Origin of the sequence: Zoogloea sp., assembly GCF_030157465.1 — a bacterium.
GTDB lineage: Bacteria > Pseudomonadota > Gammaproteobacteria > Burkholderiales > Rhodocyclaceae > Zoogloea.
This window is the reverse complement of record NZ_JAOAUU010000115.1, coordinates 1-12,171: the sequence shown is the minus strand read 5'-3', so window position 1 is coordinate 12,171 and position 12,171 is coordinate 1. Positions and strand designations below refer to the sequence as shown.

Sequence of the window (12,171 nt, the reverse complement as noted above, 5' to 3'; positions counted from 1 at the left end):
CGATTAGGGGCGCGAGGTGGGGTTCAATGAAAACCTCGGGTTATTCGAGGTGCCCGTAGACCGTCGGCGTCGAGCTCCGGTCCAAAGCGCCAAAATGAAAGTGCGGTCCGGCGGGCATCAGGCTGGCCGTCGGCATCGCGCTCAATCAGGCTATTGAAGTGAGCGGTGGAAACAGCCCGAATATGGGCGGCCTCGACATCAAGCTTCCCGAGATCGTATTCCGTGCCCGAGAGTGGATGGATAAGTACCGCTTGTTCGTGAAAGCGGACCTGGGTCCAGCTCGCGTAGCGTCCATCCTTGTCGCTGCGGGGGAACTGCGGCCGGTCAGCCGCGCTGGCCCAGTGGTCGGCACGCTTGACGTGTTCGGCGATGGGTTTGGAAACGCCGGCCGGGAAAAGCGTAGCGCGCAGTTCGCGAACCGTACCGCCCTCGTGGCCGGCCGGGTCACGCAGCAGAACGAGAGCCTTTTCCGCCGGATCGTGGGTCCACGCGGCGAGCTTTGCGAGCCAGATGGTGTTGTCAGTATGAGTCATGGTCGTGGCGGTCAGGACATACGAGTGAGCTGCGGGTGGGCGTCGAGGTGCTTATGGACGATTTGCCACGTGCCGAGCAGATCGATGCCGTCATGTGGCAGGGTTGGGCGGCAGGGCGTGTGAAAGATAAGGGCTCGAAAGGTGCCGTCATCGTCTCTTTGAAGCTTGAACCGTAGTGTGTTTGCTATCCGGGCGTTATTACCCCACTGGCCGACCGAATGGTTGGTGACGGGGTAGGCCAGGACATGCCTTTTTTCAACCCGTATTGCATTCTTGCCACTGTTGAATTCAAGCGAAGTACGAAACCCGATCTTCACTTGGGCCAGGAACCTCATTGCTTCGCGCCAATTAGCGAAAGCTGCCTTGCTGTGCCAGACCAAGGGACCCGTCGGGTCAGTGCCGATTGCGTGAGGCCAGTCGAGGGACAGACATTGCGTAAGTGCTCGGGTAGAGCCGGTTTGTTTGAGTGCTTCATGAGATATCCGTGCAAGTGCAGTCTCTGCGCCAGATATGCATTTCAGGGCGAATGATCCCCAGCCGTTGCGGCTCCTCCCGCCGATCGTGCCAAACCAGTGAGCAAGGGTAAGTGCCCTGGTCATTGCATCAGCCTGTGTTTCGGGGAAAGCGAGTTTCAACGTATTCGTTTCGTCCGCTTGAAGGGCTGCACCGTTTTTCAAGTGGGTACTACCCTGCTGGAAAACGAGAGGTCCATAACCGAGGTACAACTCGCTTCCAACCGGACGGGCGGCACCTGTTTCCCGGTTCTTGACTTCAGGGTGAGGGACACGAGGTTCACCGGCTGGCCACGAATTCAGCTTGCCTTCACTCCAGCTCGCGAGTGCCAGCCGGATCAGGCTCTTGTGGTTCTCGCCCCCGCCTTCGTCGGCCGCCGTGCCAAACAGTTCGGTTTCACGCTCCTTGAGTCGCGAAAAGGAAAAGCCGACCTCTGGAGCAACGGCGATTCGCCACCACTCCCTGATCAGTGCCTTGAAAGGCGGCGTGCGCCATTCCGCGCGCTGGTCTGCGCCACCGAGGAAAGCCGGTGTCGCGAGTTGTAGTGAGTAGCTGCGTTTGATCATCGACCTCTTCCTGTTTCGGCTTTTAAGCGATTCACGTTCGATTTGGCATAGTGCATTTTGTCCTGCCTTGCTTCCCATTCGTTCCGTTCGCAAGCTTGCAGCCTGCATGCCCCGCGTTCCTGCATGTGCCAGCCTCCGGGCCACGTTTTCCAGCATCGGCATCGTCTACCGCCCACCCTTGAGATGGATGTGCTCGGCTGCGAGGGTGAGTTCAAATTGGTTGCCTTTCTTCGGTCCCGAAGCCTGGATCAGGTAGGGCTTTGCGCCGTTCTTGCCCAGGGCGCGGGTCAGTGCGTCGTGCAGGCGGGTTTTGGCGGGGCTGAACCAGGCGCTGTCCATGCCGTTTTTGAGGCTGTTGCGGGTGCGGTCATCCTCTGCGTCAAGCTGACGGCAGATTGCGAGGTAGGCGTCCGCCGCCTCCATGTTGCCGGCCTTGGCGCACTGGATCGGGCCGAGTCCGGCCTTGCGGCGCTGCGCCAGCCACAGGAGCAGCGCCAAATTTTGCCGCGTTAAGCTTACGATTTCGCCGCTGGCGGTGACGCGGCGCTCGGCAAGGTCGATGACAAGCCCGATGTCCCGGCCACTGTTTTGGGCTGCCGCCACGGCCTGTGAAAACCGCGCCGCCCCTTCCAGCAGTTCTACCGGCAAGCCGCCCCGCAACCGTACAAACGGGATATCCGCAAGCTCGACGCGGGCGTTGCGTGCATCAACAGTGATCTCCTTGTCGCCGCGACGGTGGTGAATGGGGTGGTCGTAAGGCGTGGGGTAGTAGAACTCACGATTGGTTTCGTAGGGCTCGGAAACCAGCACATGCGAAAGGCGGTCTTGCGGGCGCCCATACAGCGACAGCGCGTAGCCCAGGTAATAGCCCATGGTCTTGCGTCCACCGGCAATCGAGACATGCAGTTCGGTGTCGATGGGCTGGGTCAGGCTGCGCACCGTTTCGGTGATGAAATCGGCCGCGAGGGTGTTCTGCAAGGGGGTGCGGATGTCGTCCAGGGTCTTGCCGTCGGCATCGCAAAGAATGTGGATATTGGAGACTGGAAAGCTGATGGCCGGCAGACCGTAGTCAGCGCACAGACGATGAAACCAGCCACCCGGCAAGAGCAGGTTGAGGCGGGCGTTTTCTGCGGCGGTGGCAGTGGTGATCAGGTGAATCTCGTCAGGTATCCAGGGCAGTGCGGTGTGGCAGGCCAACGCATAGAGTGTTTCGGTAACGACCTGGGGCGTAAGTCCGGTAACTGCAAGCAGGATGCGGCGTGTAGCGGGCGGGGGGCTCATTGCGGCTGAAACGGTGCAAAACGGAGGTGCATTGTTTCATCTCCACACCTGGCGGTGAGCTTCGGCAAGCTTGCCGTTCTGAAGGCAAGGCACGCTGGCCGTGGCGGCACAAGGCGGCGCAGAGCGGAACGGTGAGCCGCAGCGAGCAATACCCGGATTGACGCGGTTGTCTGCCCCCGCGCGCAGCAAATACGGGCCGCATGAACGATCATGAACTGCGCTGGGGCCATTATTGTTGTTGGCTTCTGAAGGTAAGGCGCCCAATGATAAAGCTATCTGTTTGACATGGGTTGCCTTGGCTTGAAGCGTTGCAAGCTTGCAGCCCGGAGCGCGCCCCGATGCGTCCCTGATACTTCTTTCCGTCGGAGCCCCACCACCCGAGAGCCGGAAAGGAGCACAGCATGTCCACCGACAATTCGTCTCTGCGCGTCGCGTTTCAAGCCGGTGCCGGCGGCATCGTGCTTGCAGCCGAAGCCACCGCACTGCCCGCAGCAGCCGTGGTCGGCCTCGTGATCGTAGCGGTGCTTGCTACGGCCTGGCTGGCCGACCGCCATCTCGGCAAGCCAGGCCGGTAATTGCAGCATGGCCAAGCGCGACCTCTACCTTGCCGCTTATGACGTAAGCGAGCCGCGCCGCCTCGTTGCAGCGTTGGCACTGGTACGCGGCTTTGCTACCGGTGGGCAAAAATCGGTGCATGAAGTTTTTCTGACGCCCTACGAGAAACGCGAGCTCATCCACGCGATGAGCCTCCTGCTCGACGAGGACCACGACCGCTTCCTGCTGCTACGTCTCGATCGTCACGCACGCAGCATGACCCTCGGCCGGGCCAGCCCACCCGGCGACCCTGCCTACTTTTACGTTAGCTGATTTCGGAGCCCACCATGGCCACGCTCTATCTCGATCGCGCCCAGCTTGAAATTCGCGCCGATGGCGCTGCACTGGCCCTCTATGAAGGCGGAGAGCGCAGCGGCACCGTGCCCTTGCGTCTTCTGGAAAGGGTTGTTATCCAGGGCAGTCAGACCCGGCTCGACAGCGGAGTGCTGATCAAGCTCGCCGAGGCTGGCGTCGCAACGCTGCTGCTCGGCGCGCGGGACAGCCGCCGCGTTGCGTTGGTGCTCGGCCCTGCTCATCAGGACGCTGCGGTGCGTCTTGCCCAGGCCCACCGTGTGATGGACGAAGCCTACTGTCTCGGCTGGGCACGCGACATGGTTGCAGCCAAGCTATACCGCCAGCAGAGTCTGCTGCGCCTGGCGCTGACCGAGCGCCCCGACCTTCGCAAAGAGCTGTTCGACGCCATCGCGGGCCTTGCCGCAGCGGCTGCGCAAATTTCCGGCTGCAGCAATGTTGCCAGCTTGCGGGGTCTTGAAGGCGCCGCCGCGCGTACTCATTTTGGCGCGCTGACGGCGCTCTTTCCCCCCGAACTGGACTTTACCGGCCGCAACCGCCGTCCGCCGCGCGATCCGGTCAATGCATGCCTGTCGCTGGCCTACACCATGCTGCATTTTGACGCCGTGCGCGCCGCCCACGCCGCAGGCCTCGACCCGCTGCTGGGTTTTTACCACCGCCCGGCTTTCGGCCGTGAATCGCTGGCCTGTGACCTTATTGAAGTGCTGCGGCCGCACGCCGACGCCTGGGTGTGGCAGCAGTTTCGCAGCCGTGCGCTGCGCGAAGACCACTTCACTCAGCACAACGGTGCCTGCGTGCTTGGCAAGGCCGGACGCGAACGCTTCTATTCCGCCTGGGAAGGCAGCGCGAAGTTGCCGCGGCGCTGGCTGCGTGCCCGCTGCGCCCTTCTTGCACGGAGTCTGCGCAACGAAAGCAGCACCTGGATCGCCAGCCACGACGACGAGGACTTCTAACATGCCAACCCTCCGCGCTGCCCACCCCATCATCGGCGATCCGCCCCGCAAGGCGCTCTATCTCGCCACCAGCACACCGCTGCGTATCGATGCCGAAGGCGAATCGCTGCTCCTGCGGCGCAGCGCCCAGGCCACTGCCCGCTACCCGTTGGCGCGCATCGACCGCATCGTCTGCAACCGCCATGCCGACTGGAGCGGCAATGCGCTGGCCCTTTGCCTTGCGCGCGGCATTCCGCTGGTGTGGGTGGATGGGCATGGCACTGCCCTTGGCAGCGCCGGCCCGCGTCTGGCCACGGCGCAGCCCTTTGATGCGCTACTCGACAGCTATCTTGAGCGCCCCGACTGGTGCAGCCACTACGACAACTGGCTCAAGCGCCGCCGCCTGGACATCCTGGTGCTCACCGCGCTGCGCGCCACCCATGCCGGTCAACCGATGTCGCAGGCCGATTTTGATGAGTACAAGCGTGTTTATGTGTACAACGCGCAGCTCGACCCTGTGTTTCCGGAGCTGGCCCGTGCGTGGTGCTATGCCTTCGTGGTCAAACAACTTGCCGTGGCCGCCATCGCTAACACCTACTGGGCCTACGATGGCCAACCATTGAACCTTGCTGACGACCTGTTCGGCCTGCTGTGGGCCGAACTCAATCTCGAAGCCGCCAGCATCGCCGCTGCGGCAGACCAAACCCGCACCCAACTGCTGTTGGTCGAAAGCTGGATTGCGCGCCATCCCGGCCGCCTTCCCGAGCATCTCGCCCGCTTCCGTCGTCACCTCGCCCATGAGAACCAACAATGGCCGTGAACGCTCCTCGTGCCTGGTTGATCGCCTACGACATTTCCGATCCCAGGCGTCTCAACCGCGTGCACCGTTTCGTCATCAAGCACTGCGTTCCGGTGCAATACTCCCTCTACTACTTTGAGGGCAGCACCCGTGCGGTGGAAGGCCTGCTGCAGGAAATGGAGAGCCTCATCAAGCCGGAAGCCGACGATGTGCGCGCCTATCCGCTGCCGCCCACGCCCGACATCGTGACCCTCGGCTGCGGCATCCTGCCCGCAACAATCCAGCTGTTGTCCTCAACCCAAGCCGCACTGCCACAACTGCTGAAAGCACAAACCGACTAAAATGCCGGCTATGATCACTCCACACCGCAGCGGCCCGATCCATCGCTTTTCAATCCGGGAGGGTTTCTTCAACGGCCTCTGCAGTGTATTGTTTCATATCGTTTTTTTGACGCTAGCAGCCTGAACACCAGCCCTGAAGATAAAGGGATTAAGACAGCGGTCCCGGACTTCCTTTTGACCACGTACTGCCTGAACACCAGCCCTGAAGATAAAGGGATTAAGACAATGGGTAATGTTATTAATGATTTGTTCAAATTGCCTGAACACCAGCCCTGAAGATAAAGGGATTAAGACCTTGCTACTGGATTCACATCATCCTCTCATTATGCCTGAACACCAGCCCTGAAGATAAAGGGATTAAGACCCGGAACCAACGAGGCCGGTGTAGATTTCGATGCCTGAACACCAGCCCTGAAGATAAAGGGATTAAGACCGTAAAAGACCAACTATTTAACTCATATGTTAGATAGCCTGAACACCAGCCCTGAAGATAAAGGGATTAAGACTTATCTCCCGCCACGGCCGTCGTTATCTCGGCGCCTGAACACCAGCCCTGAAGATAAAGGGATTAAGACGCATGATGTTGGTCGGGCCTAAGTCGGTCGGATGCCTGAACACCAGCCCTGAAGATAAAGGGATTAAGACGCGGCCGCTTCAAGCAAGTCCTCGAAGTCGTAGCCTGAACACCAGCCCTGAAGATAAAGGGATTAAGACTCTTTCCCGTCCTTCTTGCTCGCGCGAGTTGCGCCTGAACACCAGCCCTGAAGATAAAGGGATTAAGACAGTCACTGGATTGACAGGGTTTGAGAATTTTATGGGCCTGAACACCAGCCCTGAAGATAAAGGGATTAAGACTCAAGAGGGAGTTTTGCAGTGATGATCTTCTGGCCTGAACACCAGCCCTGAAGATAAAGGGATTAAGACAGAGCTGCGAGCTTGATGAACTCGTTATCAATCGGCCTGAACACCAGCCCTGAAGATAAAGGGATTAAGACAACTGTCTCTTCCTCTTCGCTCTCTTCCGCGGTGCCTGAACACCAGCCCTGAAGATAAAGGGATTAAGACTACGCCTATGTCTTCATTGATCAGACCCAATACGCCTGAACACCAGCCCTGAAGATAAAGGGATTAAGACCGGGGACGCTGCTTTTATACCCAAGCTCTTGTGGGCCTGAACACCAGCCCTGAAGATAAAGGGATTAAGACTCGTTGCCCTTGTCGGCTTCGCCCTTTTCGGCTGCCTGAACACCAGCCCTGAAGATAAAGGGATTAAGACTGACTTGTCGCCGTAGATCATGGCGCTGAGCGCGCCTGAACACCAGCCCTGAAGATAAAGGGATTAAGACTTGTGCTTCTTGGACTGCGCCTTCGCTGCCGCCTGAACACCAGCCCTGAAGATAAAGGGATTAAGACGTGCGCACATGCTCGGCACTATCCGCATGATAAAGCCTGAACACCAGCCCTGAAGATAAAGGGATTAAGACCGCACATTAGTCGGGGTGCCTTTGGTCCAGCTATCGCCTGAACACCAGCCCTGAAGATAAAGGGATTAAGACATCATTTTAGTATCCTAGTTTATTGATCCAATTGGCCTGAACACCAGCCCTGAAGATAAAGGGATTAAGACCCTTGGCGGCATCGCCCCAGATCGAAGGGCGGCCTGAACACCAGCCCTGAAGATAAAGGGATTAAGACGATCAATGCGGCTTTCAATTGCTTCCCCATAAAGCCTGAACACCAGCCCTGAAGATAAAGGGATTAAGACCTTACCCCGGTTCGCCAGCGACTTGATGCCGGCGCCTGAACACCAGCCCTGAAGATAAAGGGATTAAGACAAGTGGCGGATACCGACCGCCTGCAGATGTACGCCTGAACACCAGCCCTGAAGATAAAGGGATTAAGACGCACACGCCTTAGTATAATCGCCGGTGCGATCGGGCCTGAACACCAGCCCTGAAGATAAAGGGATTAAGACAGCTTGCGCTTTGCCTTCGCTGCACCCGGTTCGGCCTGAACATCGCGCTGGTGCTGCAGGAGGTCCTTTTATCCGGGCTCCTCGCATGAGGTGCCCCGAAAGGAAAAAGCTAAAATCTTAATGTCATGATCTGCGCATTTTTTCTCCCGAAAGACCGCTTATGGTTGTGTCGTGACATGAAAATAGCCAGGACACCGGCCCGATCTCTTCTTGTGGCGTCATCGGGATTCAGTCTTCCTGGCTGGGCAAAGTTCGCATCCACTATCGCTTGTGCGTCATGCCATGTCGCTCCCCGCCGCTACTATTGCTTCAGGCTCTGGGCACCACAGCGCGTCAGGCCATTACTTGCGGAGGACAACACGTCATGGACACCAGCTTTGAACCCCATCAGCAGCTGTGCTACTACCCGAGCTGCCACCATCAAACGCCCTGGATCCTGCTCGACCTGGATTGCGACCTTTTCATCATGTCGGAGCAAGACCGCAGCGCAAGTACCTGGCTAAGATTTCGCGCATCCTTCGAGCGACATGGCCGCAGCGTCGAGTTGATCGAGGACACGCCGCAATACCTGCATTTCCGTAGCGACGGCAAGCCGGTGTGGGTTTTCCGCGAAGACAATCGCCAGACCCTGAGCCGGATCGAGGCCGCCGGCCTCAAGATCCATCATTTCGTCGGCATCCGCGATGGCTGCAGGGAAGGGGGCAACCACGAGTGCGTCAACGCGCGCCCCTTCCTGAGCTATTTACTGCCTCTGGCCGCAGACGACATGCGATACACCACCGATCACATGGAGGCCCTGCAACTCTCCTGGGATAGGCGCAACAAGTTTCGTTCGGGGGCATGGATGGACTTTTGCATGTCCGAACCTTCCCGCCAGGCTCCCGTTTCCGATGCCCGATTGCGGGAAGATATCCGCTTCGAGCTCCAGGGCGTGCTGGTCAAAAAAGGTGATGTCCTGCGGGAGCTTAGATTTGGCGAGCAGACGACGGAGCTTCGTAAAATGCGTCCATTCCGCCACTCCCATGGAATCGGCATCCTGGCCGAGTATCGGGTCCGTCTGCCCGAGCTTTGTCTCGATGAACGACTTCTTGCGAGTTGCGGTGTGCGCGTGAGATGAATGGCCATTCCCGCGCTTGGAAGCAGGGCCGTTTTCGGCGCCGCTTTTTCCGGTCATGACAGGCGTGGGACGCCGTGAAAGTGCTTGTCGTTCATCACGATGCCAGCCGACAGGAACCGTCAGTCGCCTTTCTGCGCAAGGCGGAAATCGTGGATTTCGGCTTTTCGGAGGATGTCCTGCCTTTGCGGGTGAAGGGCGGTGTGCGTCCGGGATTCCTCGCGCTTGAGCCCCAAGGTCGTCCCCTGGTGGCCAGCCTCGAGTGCAATGCCGCATAGCAAGTTGCTGGGCATCGGGCAGACTGGGGCGTGTGCCCCGGCACCACTGAGGGAGAAACTGGCCAGCGCGCGGTGGCGCGCCTTGCTCAGCTCACTACGGCGTGGGCGTCTCATGAAGGGCGGTGCAGCCACCCTTCATGCCGATGTGGCTCACAGCGAGCCGCGTCGCCCACCACTCAAGCTCATGAAGCTGTAGATGCGGGTGTGCGTCGGCCGCGGGTTGTTGTAAGGCCCGACGTAAACCAGGATCGAATCACCGTCGATCGCCACCCCGTGCACCTGTTCACGATCTGGATAGATCTGGGCGCAGCGGATGACCCGCGTGGAGTTTTCTCCCGGCCGGATGACCTCCAGCGTGTTGTTCGTGGCGTTGTACATCGCATATCCCTGATGTCTCATCATCGTCTCCCGAGTCAGTTGTGGGCGGCCGGCTTGGCCCTCACCATCCAGGCATCCGCCTCTCATGGCAGGAAACATAGTAAGCATCCGGTGCGACAAAGCGTGACGCACCTCGGGCGCACGCTTCAGGTCATCGAAGCACTGCACCCTGCTGAACTGAAAGGAGAAATCATGGGCAAAGTACTCAAGGAGATCGAGGTGACCCTCGACACGCTGGCCGAGTTTCTGGATGACGCGGGTTGGGATGTGGCACCAGCATCCCAACGCCTTGTGTTCCACACGAAAGCGGGCGTCGGTTTTTCTGTCCGCGTCGAATCCGACCGCCATTTCGTGCATTTCAGCACCCATCTGCCGATCCGCAAGGATTTCGAGGATCACCTGGACTTGGTGAATACCCTCAACAACGACGTATTCCTGGGCTGCTTCTCGATTGACGAGGACAAGGACCTGTCGGTCACCTACAGCATGAGTTACGCGCGAGGCCTGATCCTGGCCCAGCTCAGCCGGATCCTCCGCCGCTTCGCTGGCATGCTGGATCACGTCGTGAGCACTTACGACAAGAACGACGACGTGTTCGCCTTCGGCAATAGTGAGCCGGCCGCCAGCGAAACGCCGCACCCTTCACTTCAGTAATGCGGAGGAGTGCCGTCAATAAGTCATAAGACTAAGAAGGCAGGCCATACCGTGAGACCCCTTCCACAGGGACGCATCATCGACCATTGTCGTCACGACCTCGACATGGACGTCGTGCTGGGCGCCACGCCGGAATTCCTGGGGCGCAAGCCGAGCGTGGATGACGTCGAGCAGGCCTTGGGCATGTACGGCATCTGGAACACCGCCCGCGGCCAGGTCACCGACGACGGCGAGATGACCCTCGCGCTGCTGCAAGCCTTGGCCGGGCAAGGCCGCTGCGACGTCAGTCGGGCCGCCTGGGCCTATCGCCACTGGTATCTCGGCGAGCCTTTCGACATCGGCAACGCCAATGCCCTCGAAGACGGCGACCCGGACAGGCCCAACCTGGCAGAGTTCATCACCCGCCGGGCGCTAATGTTCAACTCGGAATCCAAGGCCAACGGCAGCCTCATGCGGGCCACCCCGCTCGGCGTCTGGTCCGCCGTCGCCCTCGAGGAAGCCGTGGACGCCGCCCGCGCCGATGCCCGGCTGACTCGTCCGAATCCCAGCTGCCAATGGTCCACCGCCGCCTGATGCTCAATACAGATGACCACCGCGGCGCCTTCGAGGCTGCCCGGTCGATTCTTCCGGTGGGCGAGGATGACGAAGTGCGCAGCTGGTTGGGCAACGTAGCGGTGGGGCGGCTACCGCCGTTTCATCCCCAGATCGGTTTCGTGATGATCGCCTTCACCCATGCCTTTCACCATCTGTTGCAGCGCACGCCGCATGTGCAGCGTTGCGGGAAACGCTGAGTGGTGGAGTGCCCGTTGTCTTTAAAAAAGAAGATATAGCAATTGGCTGATGCTGTTCACTAAAAACTAATACTGCGCCTTGCACTCATTAGGGAATTAAAAATAATGAAAGATGAAGATTTGAATAACTCCACGCCTGCATCGAATCAACGCGAGCCGAATGCTGAGTCTAGTAAATTGCTTGATGATGCTTCGAGCTCCTTGAAAGGTGATGATGCATCGGGGGTTGAGAGAAGTGTGTTAAATGCAATTGATGGCTCCTTGGGTGAAAGAGAGGGGGATAGACGGTCACTGAGGGAAAGTATTCATGTATATGCAAAGATGGTGTTGAGTGCCAATCCAGCAGAGTCAATTACACAACGGGCGCTAGCCGAAGCTTTGCAAAAAAAATACACTGATGTCTTTGGAAGGTACTCACTAAATTATCTGTACGCAGCTATATCAGGAATCGCAAGACAGCCAAACTCTTGGCTGGCTCAAGTGGATGAAGGCTATGGAATCTATCTGCGCCCAGACGCACCGACCTCGGCAGCGCCCGATATTGATTTTCCGGATGCTCTCGAAAACGGAGATCAAGGAGACATCAAAGCGGGTGAGGACAATGACGGCGTTGGTCAAGGGCGGGATGGCCAGCTCGAAGAAAAATTTAGGGCCATATACATGCTTCATTCGTCTCACTTTGGAAATTATCCGGTGAAAATTGAACACACTAAGGGCGAGCGACGACAGCAAGGTTTTAACAAGTGGAAGTATCCTGATTTGATAGAGCTCGGATGGAACGCTGGCATCGAAAGTGGAAATATCGACAAAACGTCAATTCATCTTAAAAGCATATTGGGTGAGCAGCCATTTCGACTTGATAGCATTGAATTGAAAGTGGAGCTGACCACGTCGTCTTTTAGAGAAAATTTTTTTCAATGTGTAAGCAACTCCATGTGGGCGCACCGTGGGGCGTTAGTTGTTGCTTGCAAGGTGGAAGATAAGCAAATGGCTGACGAGTTGCGGAGGCTGGGAACGTCGTTTGGGATAGCAATTATTTCCTTTGGTTTAAATAAGGAGCACCTCGAATAACCCGAGGTTTTCAGCGAACTCCCACCGCACAACGATGAT

Annotated in this window: 15 protein-coding genes and 1 CRISPR repeat array; of the genes, 11 read left to right on the top strand and 4 right to left on the bottom strand. The window is 58.3% G+C overall.

Annotated features, from left to right (window positions below; translation table 11 throughout):
• Positions 1-23: 23 nt before the first annotated feature.
• The 3 genes from Q1W26_RS13975 to csm6 all read right to left on the bottom strand — a co-directional run bounded on the left by Q1W26_RS13975 (position 24) and on the right by csm6 (position 2,893).
• Positions 24-533, bottom strand: a complete 510-nt coding sequence (locus Q1W26_RS13975; RefSeq protein ID WP_300441309.1) for a hypothetical protein — start codon at positions 531-533, stop codon at positions 24-26.
• Positions 534-544: 11 nt separating this feature from the next.
• Positions 545-1,612 (bottom strand): RAMP superfamily CRISPR-associated protein, encoded by a 1,068-nt coding sequence (locus Q1W26_RS13970; protein WP_300441306.1) that lies wholly within the window; start codon positions 1,610-1,612, stop codon positions 545-547.
• A 165-nt stretch (positions 1,613-1,777) separates the two neighbouring features.
• The gene (gene csm6 / locus Q1W26_RS13965) at positions 1,778-2,893 is read right to left on the bottom strand and encodes a CRISPR-associated ring nuclease Csm6 (protein ID WP_300441304.1); all 1,116 of its coding nucleotides are present in this window, start codon (positions 2,891-2,893) and stop codon (positions 1,778-1,780) included.
• A gap of 401 nt (positions 2,894-3,294) precedes the next feature.
• Here csm6 and Q1W26_RS13960 point away from each other — a divergent pair, with 401 nt between their 5' ends.
• From Q1W26_RS13960 to Q1W26_RS13930, 7 genes are all read left to right on the top strand, one after another.
• Positions 3,295-3,468 carry a hypothetical protein gene (locus tag Q1W26_RS13960; protein ID WP_300441302.1) on the top strand — a complete coding sequence of 58 codons (174 nt, stop codon included), beginning with the start codon at positions 3,295-3,297 and terminating at the stop codon, positions 3,466-3,468.
• A gap of 7 nt (positions 3,469-3,475) precedes the next feature.
• The gene (locus Q1W26_RS13955) at positions 3,476-3,760 is read left to right on the top strand and encodes a CRISPR-associated endonuclease Cas2 (RefSeq protein ID WP_300441301.1); all 285 of its coding nucleotides are present in this window, start codon (positions 3,476-3,478) and stop codon (positions 3,758-3,760) included.
• 14 nt (positions 3,761-3,774) lie between these two features.
• A complete protein-coding gene (cas1, locus tag Q1W26_RS13950) occupies positions 3,775-4,752 on the top strand; it encodes a CRISPR-associated endonuclease Cas1 (protein ID WP_300441299.1) in 978 nt (325 codons plus the stop codon).
• Position 4,753: 1 nt separating this feature from the next.
• Positions 4,754-5,551: a CRISPR-associated endonuclease Cas1 gene (locus tag Q1W26_RS13945; RefSeq protein WP_300441296.1), complete on the top strand. Its 798-nt coding sequence runs from the start codon at positions 4,754-4,756 to the stop codon at positions 5,549-5,551.
• Positions 5,542-5,871: a CRISPR-associated endonuclease Cas2 gene (gene cas2, locus Q1W26_RS13940; protein WP_300441295.1), complete on the top strand. Its 330-nt coding sequence runs from the start codon at positions 5,542-5,544 to the stop codon at positions 5,869-5,871. The genes Q1W26_RS13945 and cas2 overlap by 10 nt, the downstream gene beginning before the upstream one ends.
• 118 nt (positions 5,872-5,989) lie before the next feature.
• Positions 5,990-7,916: a CRISPR direct-repeat array (repeat unit 37 nt; unit sequence GCCTGAACACCAGCCCTGAAGATAAAGGGATTAAGAC).
• A gap of 294 nt (positions 7,917-8,210) precedes the next feature.
• On the top strand, positions 8,211-8,963 hold the full coding sequence (locus tag Q1W26_RS13935) for a hypothetical protein (RefSeq protein WP_300441294.1): 753 nt from the start codon (positions 8,211-8,213) through the stop codon (positions 8,961-8,963).
• A gap of 74 nt (positions 8,964-9,037) precedes the next feature.
• The gene (locus Q1W26_RS13930) at positions 9,038-9,238 is read left to right on the top strand and encodes a hypothetical protein (RefSeq protein ID WP_300441291.1); all 201 of its coding nucleotides are present in this window, start codon (positions 9,038-9,040) and stop codon (positions 9,236-9,238) included.
• Between the two features lie 150 nt (positions 9,239-9,388).
• Here the strand turns inward: Q1W26_RS13930 and Q1W26_RS13925 are convergent, their stop codons facing one another.
• On the bottom strand, positions 9,389-9,616 hold the full coding sequence (locus Q1W26_RS13925; protein ID WP_300441289.1) for a hypothetical protein: 228 nt from the start codon (positions 9,614-9,616) through the stop codon (positions 9,389-9,391).
• 54 nt (positions 9,617-9,670) lie between these two features.
• Here Q1W26_RS13925 and Q1W26_RS13920 point away from each other — a divergent pair, with 54 nt between their 5' ends.
• The 4 genes from Q1W26_RS13920 to Q1W26_RS13905 all read left to right on the top strand — a co-directional run bounded on the left by Q1W26_RS13920 (position 9,671) and on the right by Q1W26_RS13905 (position 12,132).
• Positions 9,671-10,270: a YbjN domain-containing protein gene (locus Q1W26_RS13920; protein ID WP_300441287.1), complete on the top strand. Its 600-nt coding sequence runs from the start codon at positions 9,671-9,673 to the stop codon at positions 10,268-10,270.
• A gap of 51 nt (positions 10,271-10,321) precedes the next feature.
• Complete coding sequence (locus Q1W26_RS13915; protein ID WP_300441284.1) at positions 10,322-10,843, top strand: ADP-ribosylglycohydrolase family protein; 522 nt, start codon at positions 10,322-10,324, stop codon at positions 10,841-10,843.
• Positions 10,825-11,061, top strand: coding sequence for a hypothetical protein (locus Q1W26_RS13910; protein WP_300441281.1), 237 nt, complete (start codon positions 10,825-10,827; stop codon positions 11,059-11,061). Before Q1W26_RS13915 ends, Q1W26_RS13910 begins: the two co-directional genes overlap by 19 nt.
• A gap of 105 nt (positions 11,062-11,166) precedes the next feature.
• Positions 11,167-12,132 (top strand): hypothetical protein, encoded by a 966-nt coding sequence (locus Q1W26_RS13905; protein ID WP_300441278.1) that lies wholly within the window; start codon positions 11,167-11,169, stop codon positions 12,130-12,132.
• Positions 12,133-12,171: the final 39 nt, after the last annotated feature.

What these genes read in the sequence shown, in the direction of transcription:
- Q1W26_RS13975 (WP_300441309.1), bottom strand. Translation starts at nt 533, where the DNA reads ATGACTCATACTGACAACACCATCTGGCTCGCAAAGCTCGCCGCGTGG.
- Q1W26_RS13970 (WP_300441306.1), bottom strand. Translation starts at nt 1,612, where the DNA reads ATGATCAAACGCAGCTACTCACTACAACTCGCGACACCGGCTTTCCTC.
- csm6 (WP_300441304.1), bottom strand. Translation starts at nt 2,893, where the DNA reads ATGAGCCCCCCGCCCGCTACACGCCGCATCCTGCTTGCAGTTACCGGA.
- Q1W26_RS13960 (WP_300441302.1), top strand. Translation starts at nt 3,295, where the DNA reads ATGTCCACCGACAATTCGTCTCTGCGCGTCGCGTTTCAAGCCGGTGCC.
- Q1W26_RS13955 (WP_300441301.1), top strand. Translation starts at nt 3,476, where the DNA reads ATGGCCAAGCGCGACCTCTACCTTGCCGCTTATGACGTAAGCGAGCCG.
- cas1 (WP_300441299.1), top strand. Translation starts at nt 3,775, where the DNA reads ATGGCCACGCTCTATCTCGATCGCGCCCAGCTTGAAATTCGCGCCGAT.
- Q1W26_RS13945 (WP_300441296.1), top strand. Translation starts at nt 4,754, where the DNA reads ATGCCAACCCTCCGCGCTGCCCACCCCATCATCGGCGATCCGCCCCGC.
- cas2 (WP_300441295.1), top strand. Translation starts at nt 5,542, where the DNA reads ATGGCCGTGAACGCTCCTCGTGCCTGGTTGATCGCCTACGACATTTCC.
- Q1W26_RS13935 (WP_300441294.1), top strand. Translation starts at nt 8,211, where the DNA reads ATGGACACCAGCTTTGAACCCCATCAGCAGCTGTGCTACTACCCGAGC.
- Q1W26_RS13925 (WP_300441289.1), bottom strand. Translation starts at nt 9,616, where the DNA reads ATGTACAACGCCACGAACAACACGCTGGAGGTCATCCGGCCGGGAGAA.
- Q1W26_RS13910 (WP_300441281.1), top strand. Translation starts at nt 10,825, where the DNA reads ATGGTCCACCGCCGCCTGATGCTCAATACAGATGACCACCGCGGCGCC.
- Q1W26_RS13905 (WP_300441278.1), top strand. Translation starts at nt 11,167, where the DNA reads ATGAAAGATGAAGATTTGAATAACTCCACGCCTGCATCGAATCAACGC.